We start from the raw sequence: 24,802 nt of genomic DNA on the forward strand, positions 1-24,802 counted from the left end.
GCGAGGCTCAGGCCAGCACGACCACCAGGTCGCCGCCCTCGACGGCCTGGGTGCCACCCAGCGCCACCCGCTCGACGGTGCCGGCGACCGGCGCGGTGATCGCGGCCTCCATCTTCATCGCCTCGATCGTGGCCAGCGTCTCGCCAGCAGCCACCTGCTGGCCCTGCTCGACCACCACCGTGACGACCCCCTGGAACGGGGCGGCGACCTGGCCGGGCACGCCCGGGTCGGCCTTCTCGGCGGCCGCGACCTCGGAGGCCACCGAGGTGTCGCGCACGCTCACGGGCCGCATCTGGCCGTTGAGCAGCGCCATCACGGTGCGGTAGCCGCGCTCGTCGGGCTCGCTGATCGACTGCACGCCCAGCAGCAGGGTCTTGCCCTCGTCGAGCTCGACCTCGTGCTCCTCGCCCTGGCGCAGGCCGTAGAGGTAGTCCATGGTCGAGAGCACCGACACGTCGCCGTAGGTCTCGCACGACTCCAGGTAGCTCGTCGTCGGGCCGGGGAAGAGCAGCTCGTTGAGCGCGCGGCGGCGCTGCGCGGAGGAGCCCGCCAGCCGCTCGGCGTCCTCGGGCGAGAGCTCCTCGGCCGGCGGCGTCCACGACCGGCCCTCGAGCGCCCGGGTGCGGAACGGCTCGGGCCAGCCGCCCGGCGGGTCGCCGAGCTCGCCGTTGAGGAAGCCGATGACCGAGTCGGGGATGTCGTAGGAGCCGGGGTCGGCCGCGAACTCCGCGGGGTCGGCGCCCAGGCCGACCAGGGACAGCGCCAGGTCGCCGATCACCTTCGACGACGGGGTCACCTTGGGCACGTTGCCGAGGATGTCGTTGGCGGCGGCGTACATGTCCTCGACCTGCTCGAACTTCTCGCCCAGGCCGAGCGCGATCGCCTGCTGGCGCAGGTTGGAGAGCTGGCCGCCGGGGATCTCGTGGCGGTAGACCCGGCCGGTCGGGGCGCTGAGCCCCGACTCGAAGGGCGCGTAGACGCGGCGGGTCGCCTCCCAGTAGGGCTCCAGGGCGTTGACCGCGGCCAGGGACAGGCCGGTGGGGCGCTCGGAGTGGTCGGTGGCCGCGACCAGCGCGGCCAGCGAGGGCTGCGAGGTGGTGCCGGCCATCGACGCGGTGGCCGCGTCGACGGCGTCGACCCCCGCGTCGATCGCGGCGGTCAGGGTGGCCAGCTGACCACCGGTGGTGTCGTGGGTGTGCAGGTGCACCGGCAGGTCGAAGCGCTCGCGCAGGGCGGTGACCAGGGTGCGTGCCGCCGGGGCCCGCAGCAGGCCGGCCATGTCCTTGATCGCCAGCACGTGCGCGCCGGCGTCGACGATCCGCTCGGCCAGGCGCAGGTAGTAGTCGAGGGTGTAGAGGTGCTCGCCGGGGTCGGAGAGGTCGCCGGTGTAGCACAGCGCCACCTCGGCGACGGCCGTGCCGGTGGCGCGCACCGCGTCGATGGCCGGGCGCATCTGCTCGACGTCGTTGAGGGCGTCGAAGATGCGGAAGACGTCGAGCCCGGTCGCCGCCGCCTCCGCGACGAACGCGTCGGTCACCGAGGTGGGGTAGGGCGTGTAGCCCACGGTGTTGCGCCCGCGCAGCAGCATCTGCAGGCACACGTTGGGCACCGCCTGGCGCAGCTGGGCCAGCCGCTCCCAGGGGTCCTCGGAGAGGAAGCGCAGCGCGACGTCGTACGTCGCCCCGCCCCAGCACTCCAGCGACCACAGCTCGGGGGTGGTGCGGGCGACGTGGGGCGCCACGGTGAGCAGGTCGCGGGTGCGCACCCGGGTGGCCAGCAGCGACTGGTGGGCGTCGCGGAAGGTGGTGTCGGTGACGGCCACCTCGCGCTGCTCGCGCAGCGCCTTCGCGAAGCCCTCGGGGCCCAGGCGCAGCAGCGCCTGGCGGCTGCCGTCGGGCGCCGGCACCGCGAGGTCGGTCGGCGGCAGCTTGACGGCCGGGTCGAGGCTGACCGGGGCCGGGCCGTGCGGCTGGTTGACGGTCACCTCGGCGAGGTAGGTCAGCAGCTTGGTGCCGCGGTCGCCCGAGCCGCGAGCCGAGAGCAGCTCGGGGTGGGTCTCGATGAAGGAGGTGGTGACCCGTCCGGCCGCGAAGTCGGGGTCGTCGAGCACGGCCTGGAGGAAGGGGATGTTGGTGGCCACGCCGCGGATGCGGAACTCCGCCACGGCCCGCCGCGCCTTCTCGACGGCCTTGTCGAAGGTCCGGCCCCGGCAGGTGAGCTTGGCCAGCATCGAGTCGAAGTGGGCCGAGACCTCGGCGCCGGTGTAGACGGTGCCGCCGTCGAGGCGCACGCCCCCGCCGCCGGGGGAGCGGTAGGTGGTGATCTGGCCGGTGTCGGGGCGGAAGCCGTTGGAGGGGTCCTCGGTGGTGATCCGGCACTGCAGAGCGGCCCCGCGCAGCACCAGCGTGTCCTGCGAGAGCCCCAGGTCGGCCAGGGTCTCGCCCGAGGCGATGCGCAGCTGGGCCTGCACCAGGTCGACGTCGGTGACCTCCTCGGTGACCGTGTGCTCGACCTGGATGCGCGGGTTCATCTCGATGAAGACATAGTTGCCCGCCGGGTCGAGCAGGAACTCCACGGTGCCCGCGTTGCGGTAGCCGATCTCGCGGGCGAAGCGCACCGCGTCGGCGCACATCCGCTCGCGCAGCTCGGGGTCGAGGTTGGGCGCCGGGGCGATCTCGATGACTTTCTGGTGGCGCCGCTGCACCGAGCAGTCACGCTCGAAGAGGTGCACCACGTCGCCGGCGCCGTCGGCCAGCACCTGCACCTCGATGTGGCGGGGCTCGACCACGGCCTGCTCGATGAAGACGGTCGGGTCGCCGAAGGCGGCCTCGCCCTCGCGCATGCAGGTCTCGACGGCCTCGCGCAGCTTGTCGGGGTCGTCGACGCGGCGCATGCCGCGCCCGCCGCCACCGGCCACGGCCTTGACGAAGAGCGGGTAGGGCAGCTCCTCGGCGGCGGCCACCAGGGAGTCGACGTCGGTGGACGGCTCGACGGAGGCCAGCGTCGGCACGCCGGCCGCCTTGGCCGCGGCGATCGCGCGGGCCTTGTTGCCGGTCAGCTCGAGGACCTCGCTGGTGGGCCCGACGAAGGTGATGCCGGCCGCGGCGCACGCCTCGGCCAGGCCGGGGTTCTCGGAGAGGAAGCCGTAGCCGGGGTAGACCGCGTCGGCGCCCGCGCGCACCGCGACGTCGACGATCGCCTGCGGGTCGAGGTAGGCACGCACCGGGTGGCCGCGCTCGCCGATCTCGTAGGCCTCGTCGGCCTTCAGCCGGTGCTCCGACCAGCGGTCCTCGTGGGGGAAGACCGCGACGGTGCGCGCCCCGAGCTCGTAGGCGGCGCGGAACGCGCGCACCGCGATCTCGCCCCGGTTGGCCACCAGCACCTTGGAGAACATGCCCCGCAACCTACCGAGACCCGGGCCCGGGCGTCGGGGGTGTCTCAGGCGCGGAGCTCAGCCACGGAACTGGGCCAGCAGGTCGGGCGTGGCCGCAGCGGCGAGCTCGACCGCCACACCCTCGGGCACGTCGGGCACCACGACCCGCTGCCGTCCACCGGCCGTGGTGGCCACCAGCGTGGTCAGCCCCGCCCGGCGCTGGAACCACGAGTCCTGCAGGTTCCAGCCGATGACGTGCTCGACGCCCAGCACGTCGCGCCGGCAGGTCAGGCTGCCGCTCTGCGCGACCAGGCGCCCGCCGAGCAGGGCGTGGCCCAGGGTGCGGGAGCGGTCCAGCGCCAGCAGCGCGCCGGCGACGGGCGCCAGCACCGCGACCCCCAGCAGCCACGCCCCGATCCCGGTCTGCGCGACGACCACCACCGCCGCCACGGCGACGGCCAGCGCGGGCACCAGCGCCCGCACCCAGCGGCGTCGTACGGCGGCGGGGCCGTGGGGCCGCAGCGGCGCGGCGGCCGGGGCGTGGTCGCCCAGCACCTCGCCGGCCACCCCGACGACGACGGCGCGCGGGGCCGGCGGCACCAGCTCCATCTGCGACTGGCCCTCGCCCTGCAGGCCGGTGACGATGCTGGAGAGCCGGGCGGCGCCGGCCAGGCGCAGGTTGACCGGCTGGGCGATGGAGACCCCGGCCAGGCGGGCGTCGTCGACGCTGGTCTCGCGGGTGGTGGTCAGGCCGCGGCGCAGGTGCCAGCTGCCGTGCTCGTGGGTCAGCGTCAGGCCCCAGTTGGCGACCAGGTAGCCGCCGACGGCCAGCACCGAGACCGCGACTGCCAGCGCCAGCAGCGCCGCGACCACCATGGCGACGCCGGCCACCGCGAGGTCGCCCGCGTCGAGGGGCAGGGGGAGCTGGGTCAGCGCCGTCAGCAGCGCACCGGCGATCGCCAGCCCGGCGCTCGTCAGGGGTGCGTAGCGGCTCCAGGTCGGGTCCAGGCGCAGCACCGGGCGTGCCGGCGTGGCCTCTGCCTCGAAGCCGGCCTCGGCCTCGGCCGCGGGCTCGGCTGGCTCGTCGGTGGGCGCGGCCGCGCTCTCGCGCAGCAGCTGGGCGCGCAGCTCGCGGGCCGGGCCGGCGCGCAGCCCGTCGAGGTCGAGGTCCTGCTCGCTGGCGCCGGTGCCGATGCGCACGGTGGCCAGGTCGAGGACCCGCTGGATCAACGAGGCCGAGGTGTCGACGGTGCGTACCCGGTCGAGCCGGGCGGCCAGCAGGTGGCGCTGCAGCAGCCCGCGACGCAGCTCGACGCGTCCGTCGTGGATCCGGTAGGCGGTCGTCAGGTAGCGCAGCACGCCCAGCGCGACCGGGACCAGGACGCCCAGCAGCTCCCAGCGCAGGCCGAAGCCGCCGCCGGAGGTGGAGCCGAAGACCACCACGCCGATGAGGACCGGCATGAAGCGCAGCACCTCGCGCACCGGGTGGACCAGCAGCATCCGCCGGTCCAGGCGCTGCCAGTCCGCGCTCACCGCCGGCCCTCGCTCACGTCGCGTCCCCGGCGACCGCGTCGGCCTTCTCGGTCAGCTCGGCGACCAGCTGCTCGGCGGTGCGCCGGTCGAGGCCCGCCACCGAGAGCGCCCCGGCGGCCGAGGCGGTCGTGACGGTGACGTTGGCCAGCCCGAAGAGCCGTTCCACCGGGCCCTGGTTCCAGTCGACCGTCTGGATCCGAGACATCGGGGCCACCCGGCGCTCGCGCGACCACCAGCCGGTCTGGGTGTAGACGGCCGTCTCGGTGACCTCCCAGCGGTGCACCCGGTAGCGCCACGCGGGCACCACGGCGATGTACGCCGCGTCGAGCAGCACCAGCGGCGTGATCATCCACCAGCGCAGGTCGAAGAGGCCCAGGACCGGACCGAGCACGACGACGAGGGCCACCAGGGCGACGGCCTCGATCGTCGCGGTGGTGACCCACATCGTGCGGGCCCGCGGGTGGAGCCGGTGCAGCGGCGGGCGCAGGCCGGTCGTGGCGATCAGCCCTTCAGCTCGCAGATGACCTCGCCGTTGGTGACGGTCACGCCCACCTCGGCCTTCAGCCCGGTCACCGTGCCCGCCTTGTGCGCCTTGAGGGGCTGCTCCATCTTCATCGCCTCGATGACCACGACGGTCTCGCCCTCGGCGACCTCCTGGCCCTCCTCGACGACGACCTTGACCACGGTGCCCTGCATCGGGCTGGTCACGGCGTCGCCGCTGGCGGCCGCACCCGACTTCTTGCCCTTGGCCCGCTTGGGCTTCTTGGCCGCGCCGGCGGACGCACCGCCGCCGAGACCGCCGATGCCCGCGGGCACGACGACCTCGAGGCGCTTGCCGCCGACCTCGACGACCACGGTCTGGCGCTCCTCGGGCTCCTCGGCCTCGGCCGAGTCGCCCGAGTAGGGCTCGATCTGGTTGTCGAACTCGGTCTCGATCCACTGCGTGTAGACGTCGAAGGATCCCTCGCCGCTCGGGTTCGAGGCGCCGACGTACGCCGGGTCGGTGAGCACCGCGCGGTGGAAGGGGATGACGGTCGGCATGCCGTCGACCACGAACTCCTCCAGGGCCCGGCGCGAGCGCTCGATGGCCTGGGTGCGGTCGCGGCCGGTGACGATCAGCTTGGCGATGAGGGAGTCGAAGGACCCCGGGACGGTCTGGCCGTTCTCGTAGCCGCCGTCGACGCGGACGCCGGGGCCCTGCGGCGGGGACCACGCCGACAGGGTGCCGGGCGCGGGCATGAAGTTGCGCCCGCCGTCCTCGGCGTTGATGCGGAACTCGATGGAGTGCCCGCGGATCTCGGGGTCGTCGTAGCCGAGCTCCTCGCCCGCGGCGATGCGGAACATCTCGCGCACCAGGTCGATGCCGGTGACCTCCTCGGAGACGCAGTGCTCGACCTGGAGACGGGTGTTGACCTCGAGGAAGGAGATGGTGCCGTCCTGGGCGACCAGGAACTCGCAGGTGCCGGCGCCGTAGTAGCCGGCCTCGCGCAGGATGCGCTTGGAGGACTCGTAGAGCTCGTCGAGTTGCTCGTCGCTGAGGAACGGCGCGGGGGCCTCCTCGACCAGCTTCTGGTTGCGGCGCTGCAGGGAGCAGTCGCGGGTGGAGACCACCACGACGTTGCCGTGCTGGTCGGCCAGGCACTGGGTCTCGACGTGGCGCGGCTTGTCGAGGAACTTCTCGACCAGGCACTCGCCGCGGCCGAACGCGCTGACCGCCTCGCGGACCGCCGACTCGAAGGCGTCGGGGATCTCCTCGAGGGTGCGGGCCACCTTGAGGCCACGACCGCCACCGCCGAAGACGGCCTTGATGGCCACCGGCAGGCCGGCCTCCTTGGCGAAGGCCACGACCTCGTCGGCGTCGGCGACGGGGTCCTTGGTGCCCGGCGCGAGCGGCGCCTGGGCCTTGTCGGCGATGTGCTTGGCCTTGGCCTTGTCGCCCAGCGCCTCGATGGCCGCGGGGGGCGGGCCGATCCAGGTCAGCCCGGCGTCCATGACGGCCTGGGCGAAGTCGGCGTTCTCGGCCAGGAAGCCGTAGCCGGGGTGCACCGAGTCGGCGCCCGCCTTCTGGGCCACGGCGATGATCTTGGCGATGTCGAGGTAGGAGTCGGCCGGCGTCGCGCCGCCCAGGGAGTGCGCCTCGTCGGCCATCCGCACGAAGATGGCGTCGCGGTCGGGCTCGGCGTACACGGCGACGCTGCCGATGCCGGCGTCCTTGCAGGCCCGGATGACCCGGACCGCGATCTCGCCACGGTTGGCGATGAGGACCTTCTGCAACGGCTTGACTTGCGACACCCTGGCTCCTGACTCACGACGGCACGGTGTCCCGGAGTCTAGGGGTAGCCGGGACCGGCGTGACCGGTGCCTCGCGACGTGGACTCAGCCACAGGGGTGTGATGCGGGGCACCGTGCGGACGATAGTCATGCGGGGTCCGTCCACCCACGAACTCGGAGGCCCACGTGCTGGACGTCCTCTCCCGCGAGCGCATCGTCGCCCGCCCCGGCTACTCCCGCTGGCTGATCCCGCCGGCGGCACTGGCCGTGCACCTGTCCATCGGTCAGGTCTACGCCACCAGCGTCTACAAGAGCGCGCTGGTCCAGCACTTCGACACGACCCTGACCCAGGTCGGCTTCGTGTTCTCGCTGGCGATCGTGATGCTCGGCCTCTCGGCCGCGCTCTTCGGCACCTGGGTCGACCGCAACGGTCCGCGGGCCGCCATGGTCGTCGCCGCGCTCTTCTGGTCCTCGGGCTTCCTGGTGGCGGCGCTGGGCATCAGTGCCGGCCAGCTGTGGCTGGTCTACCTGGGCTACGGCGTGCTCGGCGGCATCGGCCTGGGCATCGGCTACATCTCGCCGGTCTCGACGCTGATCAAGTGGTTCCCCGACCGCCCGGGCCTGGCCACCGGCATGGCGATCATGGGCTTCGGTGGCGGCGCGATGGTGGCGAGCCCGGCGAGCGGGCGGCTGATGGCGCTCTACGACTCCGGCTACGACTCCTCCGACCCGGGCTCGGTGGCCAGCGGCGGCGCCGTCGCCGCGCTGTTCGTGACCCTGGGGCTGGTCTACCTGGCCTTCATGCTGTTCGGTGCCCTGATCGTGCGGGTGCCGGCCGACGACTGGGCGCCCGAGGGCTACGACCCCTCGGAGAAGAAGCAGCAGAAGATGGTCACCGACGCCTCGGTCTCGGCGAACACCGCGATCCGCACCCCGCAGTTCTGGCTGCTGTGGACGGTGCTCTTCTGCAACGTCACCGCCGGCATCGGCATCCTCGAGCAGGCCTCGCCGATGATCCAGGACTTCTTCCGCGAGGGCGGCTCCTCCACGGTGAGCGCCGCTGCGGCCGGCGGCTTCGTGGGCGTGCTCTCGATCTGCAACATGGCCGGGCGCTTCGTGTGGTCCTCGACCTCCGACAAGGTCGGCCGCAAGCCGATCTACATGGTCTACCTCGGGGTCGGCGTGGCCCTCTACCTCGCGCTGGCGCTGGGCGGCTCGGGCTCCATCGTGCTGTTCGTGGCCCTGGCCGGCGTCATCATCAGCTTCTACGGAGGCGGCTTCGCGACGGTCCCGGCCTACCTGCGCGACCTGTTCGGCACCTTCCAGGTCGGCGCCATCCACGGCCGCCTGCTGACCGCCTGGTCGGCGGCGGGCGTGGCGGGCCCGCTGATCATCAACGCCTTCCTCGACGCCCAGGGCGAGCCGGGCAAGCTGGTGTCCGGCGACTACCGCCCGGCGCTGCTGACCATGGTCGGCGTGCTCGTGGTCGGCTTCCTGGCCAACCTGGCGATCCGCCCGGTGGCCGAGAAGTACCACGAGCCCGAGACCCGCACCGACAAGGAGACGAGCGACGCATGAGCGAGCAGAAGCAGGACCACGCCCAGAACCAGGCACAGGGCCACTCCGAGAACCACACCGTGAGCATCGCGGTGTCGTGGGGCCTGGTGGGCATCCCGCTGGCCTACGGCCTGGTGGAGACGCTGCGCCGGGCGGCCAACCTCTTCTCGGGTTAACAATCGTTAACCACGTGGGTAGCATGGCGCTCATGACGAGCACCGGTTTCGAGCTGTCCCGCGAGCACGAGGAGTTCCGCGCCAGCGTGCGCGAGTTCGCCGCCGCCGAGATCGCGCCACACGCCGCGCAGTGGGACCGTGACCACCACTTCCCGGTCGACGTGGTGCGCAAGATGGGCGCGATGGGCCTCTTCGGCCTCACCGCTCCCGAGGAGTTCGGGGGCGCCGGTGAGGACGGCGACTTCACGAGCCTGTGCGTGGCGATCGAGGAGATCGGTCGCGTCGACCAGTCGATGGGCATCACCCTGCAGGCCGGCGTGGGCCTGGGCATCAACCCGCTGCTCACCTACGGCACCGAGGAGCAGAAGAAGCAGTGGCTGCCCGACCTGGTCGCCGGCGAGCGGCTCGCGGGCTTCGGGCTCACCGAGCCCGGGGCCGGCTCCGACGCCGGGGCCACCCGCACCAAGGCGGTGCTCGACGGTGGGGAGTGGGTCCTCGACGGGTCCAAGCAGTTCATCACCAACTCGGGCTCCGAGATCACCTCCCTGGTCACCGTCACCGCCCGCACCGGCACCCGCGAGGACGGGCGGCCCGAGATCTCCACGATCATGGTGCCGGCCGGCACGCCCGGCTTCACCGCCGAGAAGGCCTACGACAAGCTCGGCTGGCACGCCTCCGACACGCATCCGCTCAGCTTCGAGTCCTGCCGGGTGCCGGCAGAGAACCTGCTGGGCCAGCAGGGCCGCGGCTACGCGCAGTTCCTGGCCACGCTCGACGACGGCCGGGTGGCCATCTCGGCGCTCTCGGTGGGCTGCATCCAGGCCTGCCTCGACATGAGCCTGGCCTACGCCGGCGAGCGCCAGACCTTCGGCGGCCCGATCGGGCGCAAGCAGGGCGTGGCCTTCCAGATCGCCGACCTCGAGGTGATGCTGCACGCCAGCCGGATGCTCACCTACCGCGCGGCGGCGCTCAAGGACGCGGGAGCGCCCTACCGGGAGTTCAAGCAGGCCGCCGCGGTCGCCAAGCTCTACTCCACCGAGTCGGCGGTCACCGCCACCCGCATCGCCACCCAGGTCTTCGGCGGGTACGGCTTCATGGAGGAGTACCCGGTGGCCCGCTTCTACCGCGACGCCAAGGTGCTCGAGATCGGGGAGGGCACCTCGGAGGTGCAGCGGATGCTCATCGCACGGGGTCTGGGCCTGCCCGTCGAGTGAGGGGCCGATAGCCTGGGCCGCATGGGTGCCCGCCGACAGCGTCTCATCGGCGAGGCCGGACGCTTCCTGGCCGTCGGCGGCCTGGCCACGATCGTGGCGCTGGTGCTCTTCAACCTGCTGGTGCACGGCTTCAACACCGGCGACCACGCGCTCCTCGACGACCGGCCGATCCTGGCCTACGTGCTGGCCAACACCGTGGGCATGGTGATCAGCTACCGCGGCACCCGGATGTGGGCCTTCCGCGACCGGCCGACGCGGCACGCCGACGGCGGCCGCTCGGCGTTCGTGGCCATCAACGTCGCGACCATGACCCTCCCCGTGCTCTGCCTCTACGTCAGCCGTGACCTGCTCGGGCTCGACGACCCGATCAGCGACAACATCTCCGCCAACGTGATCGGGCTGGCCCTCGGCGTCGCCGCGCGCTTCTGGCTCTTCCGCAGCCTGGTCTTCCGCCGACCGATCAACCTCGGCGACATCTACCCGGCCGAGCGGGCCAGGGCGGTCGACCCCGGGGCGCCGGTCAGCCAGGCGCGGGTCCCCAGAGACCCGTCCACGAGTGGCCCAGCTCCGCCACCAGCAGTCGGAGGCGGGGCAGGCTGAGGCCCACCACGTTGTGGTGGTCACCCTCGATCCCGCTCACGAACGCCCCGCCGAGGCCGTCGATGGTGAACGCCCCCGCGACGTGCAGCGGCTCGCCGGTGGCGACGTAGGCCTCGATCTCGGCGTCGGAGACGTCGGCGAAGTGCACGGTCGTCGAGACCGTCGCCGCCGCGACCCGGCCGGTGGCGGTGTCGTGCAGGCTGTGGCCGCTGTGCAGCACGCCCGTGCGTCCGCGCATCGCCCGCCAGCGCTCGACCGCCTCCGGGGCGCCGCTGGGCTTGCCCAGCGCCCGGCCGTCGAGCTCGAGGACCGAGTCGCAGCCCAGCACCAGGGCCGCGGCCGGCACCTCCGGGCGGCCCACCACGGCCGCGGCCTTGAGCCCGGCCAGCGCGCCGGCGACGTCGACCGGGGCGAGGTCGCCGACCTGCGACTCGTCGACGCCCGAGACGACGACCACCGGCTCCAGGCCGGCGCTGCGCAGGGTGGCCAGGCGGGCTGGAGAGGCGGAACCGAGGACGAGCACGGGGGCGGGGCGGGGGGTGGGCGCGGTCACGGTGCGCCACCCTACGGCGCGGGTCCGCGAGGGTGCCTTGGCACACTGGCACCGTGCGCGCGCCCCGTCCCCTGCTGCTGGTCGTCGCCCTGGTCGCGGTCATGGCGGCCGCGGCGCTGGTGCTGAGCAGGCTCGGCGGCCCCGGACCGCAGGAGAGCAACCTGCTGGCCGAGCGGGGGCAGTACGTCGACCCCGGGGCCAAGGCGGTCGCGGCCGCGGCCCAGGCGCGCGCCGACGGCGACGTCGCGCGCGCCGAGCTCTTCGAGGAGCTGGCCTCGGTGCCGTCGGGCATCTGGTTGACCCCCGAGCAGCACCCGGTCGGCGTGGTCGGTGACTACGTCACCGCCCTGGTGACCGGCGCCGACGAGCTCGACGAGGTCCCGCTCCTGGTCGTCTACGGCGTGCCCGAGCGCGACTGTGCCGGCCTGCTCTCCGCCGGTGGCCTCTCGCCGGAGGACTACCCGACCTGGGTCGGCGAGATCGCCACCGCGCTCGAGCTGGCCCCCGGGCCGGCGGTCGTCGTGCTCGAGCCCGACGCCCTGGCCACCGCCCAGGAGTGCGGACGCCGCGCCGACCGGGTCGAGCAGATCGCGACGGCGGTCGGGCTGCTCGCCCGGTCCGGGGTGACGACGTACGTCGACGCGGGCCACTCCGACTGGGTGGGCGCGCGGTCGATGGCGCGGCTGCTCGAGGAGGTCGGGGTCGAGCGGGTCCGCGGCTTCGCGACGAACGTGTCGAACTTCCAGCGCGACGACGACGAGCGCGCCTACGCCGAGACGCTCGACGAGCTCGTGCCCGGCGAGCAGCACTGGCTGATCGACCGCGGCCGCAACGGCAGCGGGGCCAGCGAGGACTGGTGCAACCCGGCGGGGGCCACGCTCGGGCAGCGTCCCGGCTTCGTCGACGACGGCACCGGCCTCGACGCCTTCGTGTGGGTCAAGCCACCGGGGGAGTCCGACGGGACCTGCGCCGGCGGCCCGCCGGCGGGCGAGTTCTGGCCGGAGGGCGCCTGGCGCCTGGCGGGGGACCAGGGGACCTAGGTGGGCGGCCCCCAGGTGGGACTGGGAGGGACTCCGTGGAGGGTGAGGGGGCCCGTTGTTAGTCTTCGGCCATGACAGCGGACGCGTGGACCGCGGTGATCGTCGAGGACGACCCGGACGTCCGCGACCTCATCGACATCGTGCTCACCCAGTCCGGCTTCCAGACCGTCCTGGCCGAGGACGGACCCTCCGGGGTGGAGGCGGTGCGCCGCCACGATCCGCTCATCACCACCCTCGACGTCAACATGCCGGGGATGGACGGCTTCGCGGTCGCGAAGCGCCTGCGAGAGTTCAGCAACACCTACCTGATCATGATCACGGCGCTGGCCGACGAGATCGACGTGGTGCAGGGCTTCGAGGCCGGCGCCGACGACTACCTGGTCAAGCCGTTCCGGCCCCGCGAGCTGCGGGCGCGCGCCGACTCGATGCTGCGCCGCCCGCGCGAGCGCGTCGAGCAGCCGGTGCCGCCCGCCGCTGCGCCCGAGACCCCGGCGCCGGCGCGCGAGCCGGAGTCGTGGGCCGCCCAGGCGGCCCGTGACCTGCAGGAGCAGTCCCTGCCCCCGCGGCAGGCGACCCCGCCGGCGCCCCGCCACGCGGCGCCGCCGCCCCCGGTCGAGCCCCCTGAGCCCGTCAGCCACCTGCACGCCGTCGCCCAGCCGCACCCGCCGGAGCAGGCCGGTCCGGCAGCCGACGGCTCGTGGGTGCGCTTCAACGGCCTCGCGCTCAACAACGAGACCCGCAGCGTCACCGTGGGCGGGACCGGCGTCGAGCTGACCCGCACCGAGTTCGACCTGCTCGCCTCGCTGCTCAGCACCGGGCGACGGGTGCGCTCCAAGGCCGACCTGGTGCTGACGATGCGCGGGCAGCAGTACGTGACGTCCTACTTCGTCAACGAGGCCGACAAGCGCTCCGTCGAGGTGCACATCGCCAACCTGCGCCGCAAGATCGGTGACGACAGCACCAACCCGCGCTTCGTCGAGACCGTGCGCGGCGTCGGCTACCGGCTGGCCGAGGCGACCTGAGGGTCCCGCGGGACTGGTCGCCAGTGCGAGAGGCGCGGGCTCGGTCCGCGATTCGCTAGGCGATCTGGCTGGTGCTGGCGGGCTCGAAGGTAGTTCCATCCCCACGCGATGAGGACGAACGTGAGCACCGCTACTGGCTGCGCATGCCTGAAATCTGGCACAGATGCCCACCGGCCCAACCGCCATCCGCTCATGCCTCGCACGGGGCGGCTAGCGAGTCATGAGTCCGTCAGGCGCGTTCGATCTTCCGGGACGACCATGACCGGAAGGTCGAGCGCGTCGCTGAGGATCGTCTGGAGGTCGCCCCGGTCCGGCAGCGGCGGCGCCATTCCTACGATCAGACCTGAGCCGTCGCCGCAGCCGTAGCTCGAGGACCAGCGATCGCGATGCCCGTACTCGCGCAGCACACCCTGCAGCTGCCGCTGCGCACGTTGGATGTCCAGCCGCGAGTAGTCGACTGACTCGACGATGACTGTGACTCCGTCGGGCCGTGTTCCGTTGAGCGCGAGCACTTCTTGGGGTGCCGGGGCCTTCCACTGAAGCAGAACAGCGCCTGCGTCCTGCCAGAGGGCGATCCCGGCGGCGCCTGACAGGTCTCGGGTTGCGCTCCGGACGTCGTTGAGCGCTGGCTGAAGCAGCCATTGCAGGACCTGGCGGACCTGTCCGTCGGCGTCCACCCCCGCTGTCGCCGCCGTGGGGTCCCATTCGAAGACGTGGGCCACGCCGACTTCCCGCAGCTGCGCCACCACGGCGGGGTCGGCGTAAGAATCCGGGTCCCCGCTGTCATCTACGACGAGGGCCACCACCCCGAGGGGACTGGGCGCGGCGTGGCGCACCTGCACCGAGCTGAGCGTGGTGAGTCGACGTAGGACCTGCTGTTGAGTCTCGAGGTCGGCGATCGTGGTGGTCTCGGTGAAGACCCGGTTCTCGGTGGGGCACTCGAACAGCTGGTCCTGCGGTGACGGTGCGGCGGTCGCCGGCCGCGGCTGCACCGGACGTGGTGTGGGGCCGGAGCCTGCCAACGACTGGCTCCCCACCGCGATCGCCACCACGAGACCTGCCACGCCGAAGGCGGTGCCGAACGCGCGTCGTCGGCGGGCCCGCCGTACGCGGGCATGGATGGCGCGTGGAGCGTGAACCGTCGGTCGTAGGGACCCCGACATCCGACGCAGGGCGTCGTGCAGGTCGTCCTCCGGTGTCTGGTTCATCAAGTCCCTCCCACTTCCTCGCGCGCTTCGGCGCGTGCTCGCATCCGGGACAGCCCGCGCGAAAGATGACTACGTGCAGTGCCGATGGAGCAACCGAGCTGCTCAGCGAGCCCGTCGTAGTCGAGGTCCCCCAGCACCCGCAGCACCACCGCTGTCCGCTGCTGAGGAGTCAGCGTGTTGAGCGCGTCGATGAGCCACGGGTCGACCGGGTCGACGATCTCCACGGGGGCCTGGCAGTCGGGAACCACACCAGGCAGCACCTCGCGCCGCGAGCGACGAGCCCTGTCGATGTTGAGCCGCACCAGCGTGGTCCGCGCATAGCCGCCGGGGTTGTCCGACGCCAGTCGCCTCCACCGCACACCGACCCGTGTCAGCGACTCCTGAACCAGATCCCAGGCGTCGTGCGGGTTGCCAGCAAGTGCATGAGCGAGCCCGAGCAACCGGGGCGTCTCCGCCTCCACGAATGCCTCGAAGTCCCTGCTCACGTCAACCTTCCTGCTGCGTCCACAGTCCCCTCCCATAGTCAACGCCGGCGAGACCTACAACGTTGAGATGTTCGGGGATCAGTTGTTGAGGGCGGCGGGACTGGCGCTCGCGGGTGGGTTAGGTTCGCTTGCGCAGGGTAAGGGGTTCGCGATGCCGACCCTGGAGGAGAGCCGTGGGACACCCACCACTGTCCAAGCAGATGCGCGCACGCGTCATCGTCGTGATCGTGTGCTCGGCACTGCTGGTGCTGCTCATGCTTCCGCTGGCGGTCTTGTCGATCGCGCGCGGTGACGACCACGCAAGGACCGCCGGGATCATGGCCATCGGTCTCGGGCTCCCTGCCGTGTTCGGCGCCGTGACGTGGTGGGGAGTTCGTCGCTGGCGAGCTGATCCGGACGTGCGTCGCCGTGAGCCGAACCGGGCTGCCTCTCGCATCCTCCTGCTCGGTAACCTGGGCGTGTTCATCGCAGGCGACCTCGTGCGCAGGCTTGTGGGAGGTCCAAGTTGGCTGGCCTGGCTGGCCGCGGGGCTTGTCTTCCTCGTCGGCGCTCTGGTCGTCTTCTACGCCGCGAAGCGTCAGGACCCGCGTCTGCACCTCTTTCGGAGACCAGACCCACTTCCCGAGGACGGGGACAGTCCCGACGACAAGAGGTCTGCTGCGCCGCAGGAGAGCCCAGGTGCCAGCCCATCGGCCAGGGCGCCGGCGCCGAGCACGAAGTCGCGGCGCACCTGGACTCGGCTCGGGCGCTACGTGTTGGCCGCACCGGTAGTCGCTTTGATGGCTGTCGCGTTGCTGAACGATCCTGGCCGCCTTGGCGAGAGGTCGAGTGCGGCGGACATGCCGGTCGCGGGCTTCGTGGGCATCGCCGGGGTCATGACAGCCCTCTTCGCTGGCATGTGGGCAATGTCGGAGTACAGACACCGCACGATCATCGCCATCATTCAAGTAGCCGTCGTCTGGCTCGGCGGGCTGCTCTTCGTGACTGGCGTTCGTACCGAGACGACACTTCTGGATGTGGCGGAGGACGTGGTTCTGCTAGCCACCACGTTGCTCCAGGTCGTCCCCGTGCGGCGTGAAGGCGAAGCCAGCACCAGCGAGCTGTCTCCGGGCGCGGTGAATCACCCGATCGGTAGCAGGGCGGACGGCACGTCCTGACCACACGACGCGCGCTCAGCTGCCACAGGCAGCGCGACCGAGCCGACGCGGGGCGCGGTGCGTCAGGGGGAACGAGGTGATCTGTTCCCTCTCGGCGATGACCCGCTCCGTGTCCTCCGGGAAGGCGAACGGGCCGAAGGGCGCCGGCGGTCTGGCGGCCGCCCCAGCGGGCATCGCGTCCACTTCCCACGGACGCCGGGCGAGGACCAGGGTCGGCCGGGTCTCGTCGAGACGTACCCAGCGGGAGGGACGCCTAGTTGGCGTTGACGGGGATCTTGGCCTTCTCGGTCTTCTTCTCGGACTCGAAGATCGCGATCGGCACGGTCTGCTTGACCGTGCGCTGCACGAAGCTGCTGCTGCCCGGCCGCTCCTGGATCGAGACCTTGGCGGTGAAGGTGAGCTCGATGCCGCGGGTGTCGAGCGAGGTGCCCTTGATCTTCTGGTTGCGCAGCTCGAAGGCGCCCTTGGGCGAGGTGATGAGCATGCCGTACTTGGTGCTCACGGGCTGCGGGTCGAGGGTGATGGTGCGTGCCGAGGCGTCGAGCTCGTAGGGCCGCTGGGTCTTGCCGCCGTCGCTGGTGATGGTGCGCGAGGTGACCTTGATGCGGTCGAGGTAGACCTTCCGCTTGGTGGCGAACGGGTCGCGCAGCTTCTTGGTGAGGTCGTAGGCCTGGAAGGTGAAGGAGAAGAACTTCGCGCCGCGCGGGTACCACTCGTTGGTGCGCGGCGTCGACTTGGTGGGGTAGAGGGTGTAGACGAAGTCGACCCCCTTGACGCCGTCGACGGAGATGTGGCTCTGGAAGGTGCCGTCGCGGGTGAACTGCGAGTCGTAGAGGTCGGCGGTCGCGCTGGCGCTGGGCGTCTCGGCCTCCACCGGCTCGGAGCCGCGGTCGAGCAGCGAGCACGCGCTCAGCCCCAGGCTGAGCGCGAGAGCCGCCCCGAGCAGGCCCAGGCGGTGACGGGTCCTGCCGACGTGGTGCCTGCTCATGCCTTGAACCCCCGGTAGCGCCTGCTGGCCTTGATGATCATCCACGCGGTCTGCAGGACGGTGATGATGCCCAGGACGGGCCAGCCGATGGCCAGCACGTCGGACTTCTGGTCGATGTCGAGCGGGCCGTAGACCCAGCCGACGAACAGGCCGACCAGGAGCACCCCCACGACGAGGAAGGGGTAGGTCCAGGCCACGCCCTTGCCGCGCTCGGCCTTGGCCTGGGCCGCCCAGTTGTCGGTCTGCTGCTTGGAGAAGAACTTCAGCCAGGCCCGCACGAAGTGGCCCATCCGGGTCATCATGTAGAGCTCGGCCGGGAAGACCAGCAGCACGAACAGGTAGTCGCGACGGTTGCGGAACTGCATCGAGTGCGCGACCCGGAAGTTCAGCCACACCGCGGCCACCGGCGGGATCAGCCACAGGGGGCTGAACACGAAGGCGTCGAGCTGCAACGACCACATCAGCAGCACGATGAACAGGAAGCGAGTGGTCATGTTGATGACCATCGACATGTGCTCGAACCAGCGCAGCCGCAGGTTGGGGTGGAAGGGTTGGCCCTTCGTGTCGCCGCGCTGGCCGGGCCACATCAGGTCGATGGCGCCGAAGTTCCACTTCACCTGCTGGGCGTCGAGCGAGCGCAGCGTGGTCATCCCGCCGACGTGGGCGCGAGCGCGCGCCGAGATCTTGGTCAGGTAGCCGGCGGACTTGATCTGCAGCGAGAGCAGCGAGTCCTCGACCTCGGAGTCGCTGACCCACGGCGTGCGCTGGTGGCTGTCGCGCATCACGTCGCGCAGCGCCTGGGTGGAGAAGATGGAGAACTGCCCGCCCAGCACCGCCATGTTGCGACCCTTGAGCAGGTTCTGCATGTTGAAGGCCGAGAACTGCGCGCGCTGGCCGGCGATGAGGAACTTCGACATCACGCCCTCGAGGGCCGAGTCGTCGATGGAGTAGATGGCCGAGATGCCGCCGATGCGGTCGTCGCTGGAGATCTCGTCGACCAGGTGCTGGATGGCGTCGGGCTCGGGCGTGGTGTCACCGTCGACGCCCAGCAGGTAGTCCATGTGCTCGACGAGCGAGTAGCCGTAGTTGAGGGCGCCGACCTTCTTGTCGGGGTTCTTGCCGATGTCGTGCACGTAGATGACGGTGCTCTGCTCACCGGTGGGCGTCATCCGGGTGTGCGGGCCGGCGTAGTGGCTGGCGATCTCGACCGACTCGTCGCTGGTGTTGTTGACGATCAGGTGCACGACGTCGGGCAGGCGGGTCTGCTGCAGCAGGGAGTCCAGGACGCCCGCGATCGTCTCGGCCTCGTTGTAGGCGGGGATGATGCAGCCCACGGTGGCCTGCACCGTGGGGATGGCGTCGAGGCCGTCGAGGAAGTCCTCGGCGTAGGCCTCCAGCGCAGGATCGGGGCGCTGGACGAAGCCGCTGGGGGCGCTGAGGTCGTTCGCGAGCCGCTGGTCGGCTCGGAGGTCGTCGCTCATCTGCTCATCTTCCGTCGTCCGTGGCCCTGGCTGGGCCGGCGTCGTGGCTTGAAGTCTCGCGTGCCGACCTCAAGGCATCCCCGGGTTTGACGAAAGATTGGCTTGTCAGTTCCTCAAGGCAGCGCGCTGGCGCGCCAGGCGCCCGGGCCGTGCGACAGCGGGCGGCGTACGCCGCGCGCCGGCGACGACCACTCGGGCCGGCGCGGGCGCGGCGCCGCGTCGCCCCCGCCCAGCGCGGAGAGGACGGCGACCACGGCCGCCACCTCCTCCGGCGTGGCGGAGGCGTCGAGGATGCGCAGCGCCGGACGGGCCGGCTGCTCGTCGGGGGTCGGGGCGGCCATCAGAGCGGGATGTTCCCGTGCTTCTTCGGCGGCAGGCTGGCGCGCTTGGAGCGCAGCAGCCGCAGCGCGCGGACCACCTCGGTGCGGGTCTCGTGGGGCTGGATGACCGCGTCGATGTAGCCCCGCTCGGCCGCGATGTAGGGGTTGGCCAGGGTGGTCTCGTACTCGTCGATGAGCTCGGCGCGACGCGCCTCGACGTCGCCGCCCTCGGCCTCGACCTGCGCCAGCGTCTTGCGGTGCACGATGTTGGCCGCACCCTGCGCGCCCATCACCGCGATCTGGGCGGTGGGCCAGGCGACGTTGATGTCGGCACCGAGGTGCTTGGAGCCCATCACGTCGTAGGCGCCGCCGTAGGCCTTGCGGGTGATGATGGTGACCAGCGGGACGGTGGCCTCGGAGTAGGCGTAGATGAGCTTCGCGCCGCGCCGGATGATGCCGTTCCACTCCTGGTCGGTGCCGGGCAGGAAGCCGGGCACGTCGACGAAGGTGAGCACCGGGATGTTGAAGGCGTCGCAGAAGCGCACGAAGCGCGCCGCCTTCTCGCTGGCGTCGATGTCGAGCGTGCCGGCGAACTGCATCGGCTGGTTGGCCACCACGCCGACCGGACGGCCCTCGACGCGGCCGTAGCCGATGATGATGTTGGGCGCGAAGAGCTCCTGGACCTCCAGGAACTCGCCGTCGTCGACGACCGAGCCGATCACGTCGTGCATGTCGTAGGGCTGGTTCGCCCCGTCGGGGATGATCGTGTCGAGGGCGCGGTCCTCGTCGCTGATCTCCAGCGCGGCGGGCTCGTCGTAGACGACCGGCTCGTCGAGGTTGTTCTGGGGCAGGTAGGAGAGCAGCGCCTTGACGTACTCGATCGCGTCCTCCTCGTCGGTGCCCATGTAGTGGGCGTTGCCCGACTTGGTGTTGTGCGTGCGCGCGCCGCCGAGGTCCTCCATCGAGACGTCCTCGCCGGTGACGGTCTTGATGACGTCGGGACCGGTGATGAACATCGCCGAGGTCTGGTCGACCATGACGGTGAAGTCGGTGACGGCGGGGGAGTAGACGTGCCCGCCGGCGCAGTTGCCCATGATCATCGAGATCTGCGGGATGACCCCGGAGGCGTGCACGTTGCGGCGGAAGATCTCGCCGTAGAGCCCGAGCGAGACGACACCCTCCTGGATGCGCGCGCCGGCACCCTCGTTGATGCCGATGATCGGGCAGCCGGTCCGGATGGCCAGGTCCATCACCTTGGTGATCTTCTCGCCGTAGACCTCGCCGAGCGAGCCGCCGAAGACCGTGAAGTCCTGGCTGAACACGCACACCTGGCGCCCGTCGATGGTGCCGTAGCCGGTCACCACGCCGTCGCCGTAGGGGCGGTTCTTCTCCAGCCCGAACGCCGTGGAACGGTGCCGCGCCAGCTCGTCGAGCTCGACGAAGCTGCCCTCGTCGAAGAGCATCTCGATGCGCTCGCGGGCCGTCTTGCGTCCCTTGGCGTGCTGCTTCTCGACCGCCTTCGCGGACCCGGCGTGGACAGCCTCGTCCAGCCTCCGGTCCAGGTCGGCGAGCTTGCCCGCCGTGGTGTGCAGGTCGATGTCCTGCGGGACGTCGGTGCCCTCGCCTGGCTGTGCGCTCACGTGTTCCGGCCTCCTGACTGGGCCCGTCCGTCTGGCCCTCGCGTCTGCTCGTGCGTCAATGTAGTGCCCGTGCCCGACACCGCGCCCCGGCGCCCACCCCTCGACGAGCCCCTTGACACCACCCGCCTGCAGGTGCCCGGGCTGAGCGTCGAGGTGGTCGAGGAGTCGCCCTCGACCAACGCGCTGGTCGCCGGGCGCGCCCGCGAGGGGGCGCCCGAGGGCCTGGTCGTCGTCACCGAGCACCAGACCGCCGGTCGCGGACGCCTCGACCGCGCGTGGACCACGCCCGCGCGCTCGGCCCTGACGTTCTCGCTGCTGCTGCGCCCACGGGTGCCCGCCGAGCAGTGGCCGTGGCTGCCGCTGCTCACCGGCCACGCCGTGGCCGGCGCGCTCCGCTCGCACGCCTTCCCCGCCGGGGTCAAGTGGCCCAACGACGTGCTGGTCGACGACCGCAAGGTCGCCGGCATCCTCGTCGAGCGGGTCGAGACGCCCACCGGCCCGGCCGCCGTGCTGGGCATCGGCCTCAACGTGCGGCTGCCCGCCGACCTGCTGCCGGTGCCGACCGCCACCTCGCTGCTGGTCGAGGCCGAGGAGCGGGGCGTCGACCTGCCCGCGCGCGGCCCCCTCCTCGTGACGCTGCTCGAGACCCTGCGCGCCGCCTACGACGACTGGCAGGAGGGCGGCGACGCCGCCGCCGACCGGTTGCGGGCGGCGTACGCCGACGCGTGCGTGACGCTCGGTCGGCAGGTGCGCGTCGAGCTGCCGGGGGCCGACGCGCTGGTGGGCACCGCGGTCGGGGTCGACCGCCACGGCAGGCTGCTCGTCGAGCCCGCGGAGCAGGCCGGCGGGGGCGCCGCGGTGGCGCTCTCGGCCGGCGACGTCGTGCACGTGCGTCCGGCGTGAGCGACGTGCGTCACTCCGGGTGAGAGGATCGGGGTCGTGCCGATCAACCGCAAGCTGCTCAACTCCGGAGAGAGCGTCGTCGTCTCGACCCGCACCCACCCCAAGGCGCTGCTGCTGCCGCTGCTGGTCCTCGTGCTGCTGCTCGCCCTGGGAGCCGTCGTCGAGACCCGCACCTCCGGTGACGGCGGACGCGTCGTGGCGTGGGTCGTGTGGGTCGTCGTCGGGCTGGGCGTCCTGCGCTTCACCGTGTGGCCGTTCCTGGAGTGGTGGACCGGCCACTACACCTTCACCGACCGCCGGCTCATCACGCGCACCGGTGTGCTGACCCGCCGCGGCCACGACATCGGTCTGGGCCGGGTCAGCGACGTGGCCGTCGAGCTGCACCTGACCGACCGGCTGCTGGGCTGCGGCACGCTGGTGATCAGCGACGCGAGCACCCACGGCCAGGTCGTGCTGCCCGACATCCCGCGTGTCGAGGAGGTCCAGCGCCGCCTGCAGGTGCTGCTGCACCAGGAGTCCGGTCGGGACGAGCGCGCGTGAGCGACGAGAGCAGGGTCCGGGTCACCCACACCGACCTCGAGAGCGCCATCCTGCGCGAGCGTCCCTCGCTCAGCGGCACCGAGCTCGCGCGCTCCGCCGAGATCAGCACCGAGCAGGCCAAGCGGCTGTGGCGGGCCCTGGGCTTCCCCGAGCACGCGGACGACGTCGTGGCCTACCTGCCCTCCGACGCGCAGGCCATCTCGACCCTGCTGGGGGTGATGGCCGGGGGCGTGCTCGACGACGACCTGGCGGTCAACATGACCCGGGCCCTGGGCCAGACCATGGCCCGCCTCGCCGAGTGGGAGGTCACCGCGCTGGTCCAGCGCGTCGAGCAGCTTCACGAGACCGGGGCTGCGGGTGCCGAGGGCGCCGAGGGCGGGGTGCCCGGATCGAGGGTGGGCTCGGCCCTCCAGCTCGTCGAGGAGCTCAGCGAGCCCTTCGAGGAGCTGCTGATCTACGCGTGGCGCCGCCACCTCGCCGCGGCCGCCGCCCGCATCGAGGCGCTGGCGGCCGACGACGAGGACCTGCACACCGTCGAGCTCACCGTCGGCTTCGCCGACATCGTCGGGTTCACCGCCTTGTCCAACACCCTCACCGAGGAGCGCATCGGCGACCTCGTCGAGCTGTTCGAGATGCGCTGCGCCGACGTCGTGGCCGCCCAGCGCGGCCGGGTCATCAAGAGCATCGGCGACTCCGTGCTCTTCGTGAACGACGACCCCCTGAGCGCCTACGACACCGCCGAGGGGATCATCAACGTGATCGGTCGCGACCCGCGGATGCCCGACGTGCGCGTCGGCCTGGCCAGCGGCTCGGTGGTGCTGCGGCTCGGCGACGTCTTCGGCCCGCCGGTCAACATGGCCGCGCGGCTGACCAACGTCGCGCGACGCAACCGGATCATCACCGACGAGGCGACCTCGCGGCTGCTGCCCGAGGACCAGTTCGAGACCCGCCGGATGGCGGCGCGGCCGGTGCGCGGCTTCGGCATCGTCGAGCCCGTCGCCGTACGCCGGCACTGAGGCCGGCCCGGGCCCGGGTCTGTTACCGATCTGTGCATCTCGAGGGCTTGTGCGACGCCCCGTGTCCTTTACCTGCCGCGCCGAGCGGGGGTAAAGGTTCGTCGGCGTGGCGATTGTCATGAAAATGCCAGTGACATTTTCTCCCATTTACTACCGACCGGTCTTCACCCTTCCTAGGATCGGTGCATGATCAATGTCCAGGAGATCAGCCTCGACCCCGACACCCGACGAGCCTGGCGCGCAGGCGACGAGATCGCCCTGTCGCGCAAGGAGTTCGACCTCGTGCACGCCCTCATCGCCCGCGCCGGCGACATCGTGACCCGTGAGGAGCTGATGCGCGACGTGTGGCACACGTCCTTCTGGACGAGCTCGAAGACCATCGACGTGCACCTCGGCTGGGTGCGCCGCAAGCTGGGCGACGACAGCCGCAACCCGCACCTGATCACCACGATCCGCGGCAAGGGCCTGCGCTTCGAGAAGGTCGGCCCCGCCGCCTGAGCCACCCGACCAGGTCCTAGGCTGGCGCCGTGCCCGAGCCAGCCGCGTCCACGCCCGCCACGTCCGCGTCCGCGTCCGCTCCGACCCTGGCCGTCATCGGCGGGGGACAGCTGGCCCGGATGATGGCCCAGCCGGCGATCGCCCTCGGCCTCCCGCTGCGGCTGCTCGCCGAGGCGCCAGGCGTCTCGGCCGCGCAGGTCGTGGTGGACCACCAGGTCGGCGACCACCGCGACCTCGAGACGCTGCGACGCGTCACCGAGGGGTGCGCGGTGGTGACCTTCGACCACGAGCACGTGCCCACCGAGCACCTGCACGCCCTCGAGGCCGACGGGATCGCGGTGCGACCCGGGCCCGACGCCCTGGTGCACGCCCAGGACAAGGCGGTGATGCGCGAGCGGCTCACCGCCCTCGGCGTGCCGTGCCCGCGCCACGCGGTGGTCTCCGACGTCGCCGACGTCGAGGCCTTCGGCTTCCCGTGCGTGCTCAAGACCACGCGCGGCGGCTACGACGGCAAGGGCGTGTGGGTCGTGCGCAGCGCCGACGAGTGCGCCGAGCCGCTGCGCACCGCCGCCGAGACCGGCGTCCGCCTGCTCGCCGAGGAGCTCGTCGACTTCCGGCGCGAGCTGTCGGCGCTCGTGGCCCGCTCTCCCAGCGGCCAGGCGGCGGCGTACCCCGTGGTGGCCTCCACCCAGCTCGACGGGATCTGCCACGAGGTGGTGGCGCCCGCCCCCGACCTCGACGAGGACCTCGCGGGGCAGGCGCAGTCGATCGCGCTGCGCGTGGCCGGCGAGCTCGGCGTGACCGGGGTGCTGGCCGTGGAGCTGTTCGAGACCACCGACGGGCGGATCCTGGTCAACGAGCTCGCCATGCGGCCCCACAACACCGGCCACTGGACCCAGGACGGTGCGGTCACCTCGCAGTTCGAGAACCACCTGCGCGCGGTCATGGACCTGCCGCTCGGCTCACCGGCGCCGCGGGCCCGGTGGACGGTGATGGTCAACATCCTCGGCGGCGAGCGCGCCGACGTGGGCCACCTCTACGACGGCTTTCCGCACGCGATGGCCCGCGACCCCCTCCTGCGCGTGCACCTGTACGGCAAGGACCTGCGACCCGGTCGCAAGGTCGGCCACGTCAACGCCTACGGCGACGACCTCGAGGACTGCCTGGAGCGCGCGCGGCACGCCGCCGCGTGGTTCCGCGGCGACCTCGGCGACGAGAGCGAGTGAG

23 protein-coding genes are annotated in these 24,802 nt (G+C 71.9%); 12 read left to right on the forward strand and 11 right to left on the reverse strand.

Annotation, left to right across the window (positions count from 1 at the left end):
* Positions 1-7 precede the first annotated feature (7 nt).
* From ABKW28_RS01045 to ABKW28_RS01060, 4 genes are read right to left on the reverse strand one after another with little or no spacing between them, the layout of a single operon-like run.
* The gene (locus ABKW28_RS01045) at positions 8-3,394 is read right to left on the reverse strand and encodes a pyruvate carboxylase (RefSeq protein ID WP_348605745.1); all 3,387 of its coding nucleotides are present in this window, start codon (positions 3,392-3,394) and stop codon (positions 8-10) included.
* Positions 3,395-3,451: 57 nt separating this feature from the next.
* Positions 3,452-4,906 carry a PH domain-containing protein gene (locus tag ABKW28_RS01050; RefSeq protein ID WP_348605748.1) on the reverse strand — a complete coding sequence of 485 codons (1,455 nt, stop codon included), beginning with the start codon at positions 4,904-4,906 and terminating at the stop codon, positions 3,452-3,454.
* A 13-nt stretch (positions 4,907-4,919) separates the two neighbouring features.
* The gene (locus tag ABKW28_RS01055; RefSeq protein WP_348605750.1) at positions 4,920-5,351 is read right to left on the reverse strand and encodes a PH domain-containing protein; all 432 of its coding nucleotides are present in this window, start codon (positions 5,349-5,351) and stop codon (positions 4,920-4,922) included.
* Positions 5,352-5,407: 56 nt separating this feature from the next.
* Entirely contained in the window at positions 5,408-7,198 is a 1,791-nt protein-coding gene (locus ABKW28_RS01060; protein ID WP_193667116.1) for a biotin carboxylase N-terminal domain-containing protein, read from the reverse strand.
* A 165-nt stretch (positions 7,199-7,363) separates the two neighbouring features.
* Between ABKW28_RS01060 and ABKW28_RS01065 the strand changes: the two genes are divergently transcribed.
* From ABKW28_RS01065 to ABKW28_RS01080, 4 genes are read left to right on the forward strand one after another with little or no spacing between them, the layout of a single operon-like run.
* The gene (locus ABKW28_RS01065; RefSeq protein ID WP_307823052.1) at positions 7,364-8,755 is read left to right on the forward strand and encodes an OFA family MFS transporter; all 1,392 of its coding nucleotides are present in this window, start codon (positions 7,364-7,366) and stop codon (positions 8,753-8,755) included.
* Positions 8,752-8,910, forward strand: coding sequence for a hypothetical protein (locus ABKW28_RS01070; protein WP_193667118.1), 159 nt, complete (start codon positions 8,752-8,754; stop codon positions 8,908-8,910). Before ABKW28_RS01065 ends, ABKW28_RS01070 begins: the two co-directional genes overlap by 4 nt.
* Positions 8,911-8,942: 32 nt before the next feature.
* Entirely contained in the window at positions 8,943-10,124 is a 1,182-nt protein-coding gene (locus ABKW28_RS01075) for an acyl-CoA dehydrogenase family protein (RefSeq protein ID WP_193667119.1), read from the forward strand.
* 21 nt (positions 10,125-10,145) lie between these two features.
* Positions 10,146-10,724: a GtrA family protein gene (locus ABKW28_RS01080; protein ID WP_193667120.1), complete on the forward strand. Its 579-nt coding sequence runs from the start codon at positions 10,146-10,148 to the stop codon at positions 10,722-10,724.
* Here the strand turns inward: ABKW28_RS01080 and ABKW28_RS01085 are convergent.
* Positions 10,645-11,277 (reverse strand): nucleoside triphosphate pyrophosphatase, encoded by a 633-nt coding sequence (locus ABKW28_RS01085; RefSeq protein ID WP_348605752.1) that lies wholly within the window; start codon positions 11,275-11,277, stop codon positions 10,645-10,647. The genes ABKW28_RS01080 and ABKW28_RS01085 overlap by 80 nt on opposite strands.
* Before the next feature lie 53 nt (positions 11,278-11,330).
* On the opposite strand from ABKW28_RS01085, the gene ABKW28_RS01090 reads away from it, so the two are divergent.
* Together ABKW28_RS01090 and ABKW28_RS01095 are read left to right on the forward strand one after the other, a co-directional pair.
* Positions 11,331-12,317, forward strand: coding sequence for a glycoside hydrolase family 6 protein (locus ABKW28_RS01090; RefSeq protein WP_348605753.1), 987 nt, complete (start codon positions 11,331-11,333; stop codon positions 12,315-12,317).
* Between the two features lie 71 nt (positions 12,318-12,388).
* Complete coding sequence (locus tag ABKW28_RS01095; RefSeq protein WP_193667123.1) at positions 12,389-13,339, forward strand: response regulator transcription factor; 951 nt, start codon at positions 12,389-12,391, stop codon at positions 13,337-13,339.
* A gap of 218 nt (positions 13,340-13,557) precedes the next feature.
* Here the strand turns inward: ABKW28_RS01095 and ABKW28_RS01100 are convergent, their stop codons facing one another.
* Positions 13,558-14,547: a hypothetical protein gene (locus ABKW28_RS01100; RefSeq protein ID WP_348605755.1), complete on the reverse strand. Its 990-nt coding sequence runs from the start codon at positions 14,545-14,547 to the stop codon at positions 13,558-13,560.
* Positions 14,547-15,032 (reverse strand): SigE family RNA polymerase sigma factor, encoded by a 486-nt coding sequence (locus ABKW28_RS01105; RefSeq protein WP_348605757.1) that lies wholly within the window; start codon positions 15,030-15,032, stop codon positions 14,547-14,549. Before ABKW28_RS01105 ends, ABKW28_RS01100 begins: the two co-directional genes overlap by 1 nt.
* A gap of 200 nt (positions 15,033-15,232) precedes the next feature.
* Between ABKW28_RS01105 and ABKW28_RS01110 the strand changes: the two genes are divergently transcribed.
* Positions 15,233-16,189, forward strand: coding sequence for a hypothetical protein (locus tag ABKW28_RS01110; RefSeq protein ID WP_348605759.1), 957 nt, complete (start codon positions 15,233-15,235; stop codon positions 16,187-16,189).
* A gap of 253 nt (positions 16,190-16,442) precedes the next feature.
* Here ABKW28_RS01110 and ABKW28_RS01115 read toward each other — a convergent pair whose 3' ends face one another.
* The 4 genes from ABKW28_RS01115 to ABKW28_RS01130 all read right to left on the reverse strand — a co-directional run bounded on the left by ABKW28_RS01115 (position 16,443) and on the right by ABKW28_RS01130 (position 20,618).
* Positions 16,443-17,177 (reverse strand): hypothetical protein, encoded by a 735-nt coding sequence (locus tag ABKW28_RS01115; protein ID WP_348605761.1) that lies wholly within the window; start codon positions 17,175-17,177, stop codon positions 16,443-16,445.
* Positions 17,174-18,658 carry a glycosyltransferase family 2 protein gene (locus ABKW28_RS01120; protein ID WP_193667128.1) on the reverse strand — a complete coding sequence of 495 codons (1,485 nt, stop codon included), beginning with the start codon at positions 18,656-18,658 and terminating at the stop codon, positions 17,174-17,176. Before ABKW28_RS01120 ends, ABKW28_RS01115 begins: the two co-directional genes overlap by 4 nt.
* Before the next feature lie 113 nt (positions 18,659-18,771).
* On the reverse strand, positions 18,772-18,999 hold the full coding sequence (locus ABKW28_RS01125; RefSeq protein ID WP_348605763.1) for an acyl-CoA carboxylase epsilon subunit: 228 nt from the start codon (positions 18,997-18,999) through the stop codon (positions 18,772-18,774).
* Positions 18,999-20,618, reverse strand: a complete 1,620-nt coding sequence (locus ABKW28_RS01130; protein WP_193667130.1) for an acyl-CoA carboxylase subunit beta — start codon at positions 20,616-20,618, stop codon at positions 18,999-19,001. The genes ABKW28_RS01125 and ABKW28_RS01130 overlap by 1 nt, the downstream gene beginning before the upstream one ends.
* 69 nt (positions 20,619-20,687) lie before the next feature.
* Here ABKW28_RS01130 and ABKW28_RS01135 point away from each other — a divergent pair, with 69 nt between their 5' ends.
* From ABKW28_RS01135 to ABKW28_RS01155, 5 genes are all read left to right on the forward strand, one after another.
* Positions 20,688-21,521: a biotin--[acetyl-CoA-carboxylase] ligase gene (locus tag ABKW28_RS01135; protein WP_348605765.1), complete on the forward strand. Its 834-nt coding sequence runs from the start codon at positions 20,688-20,690 to the stop codon at positions 21,519-21,521.
* A gap of 36 nt (positions 21,522-21,557) precedes the next feature.
* A complete protein-coding gene (locus tag ABKW28_RS01140; RefSeq protein WP_348605767.1) occupies positions 21,558-22,061 on the forward strand; it encodes a PH domain-containing protein in 504 nt (167 codons plus the stop codon).
* Positions 22,058-23,077: an adenylate/guanylate cyclase domain-containing protein gene (locus ABKW28_RS01145; protein WP_348605769.1), complete on the forward strand. Its 1,020-nt coding sequence runs from the start codon at positions 22,058-22,060 to the stop codon at positions 23,075-23,077. The genes ABKW28_RS01140 and ABKW28_RS01145 overlap by 4 nt, the downstream gene beginning before the upstream one ends.
* 186 nt (positions 23,078-23,263) lie before the next feature.
* Positions 23,264-23,575, forward strand: coding sequence for a winged helix-turn-helix domain-containing protein (locus ABKW28_RS01150; protein WP_193667134.1), 312 nt, complete (start codon positions 23,264-23,266; stop codon positions 23,573-23,575).
* Positions 23,576-23,604: 29 nt separating this feature from the next.
* Complete coding sequence (locus ABKW28_RS01155) at positions 23,605-24,801, forward strand: 5-(carboxyamino)imidazole ribonucleotide synthase (RefSeq protein WP_348605771.1); 1,197 nt, start codon at positions 23,605-23,607, stop codon at positions 24,799-24,801.
* The last annotated feature ends 1 nt before the right edge of the window (position 24,802 follow it).

Source organism: Nocardioides sp. 31GB23, from assembly GCF_040012395.1.
GTDB lineage: Bacteria > Actinomycetota > Actinomycetes > Propionibacteriales > Nocardioidaceae > Nocardioides > Nocardioides salarius.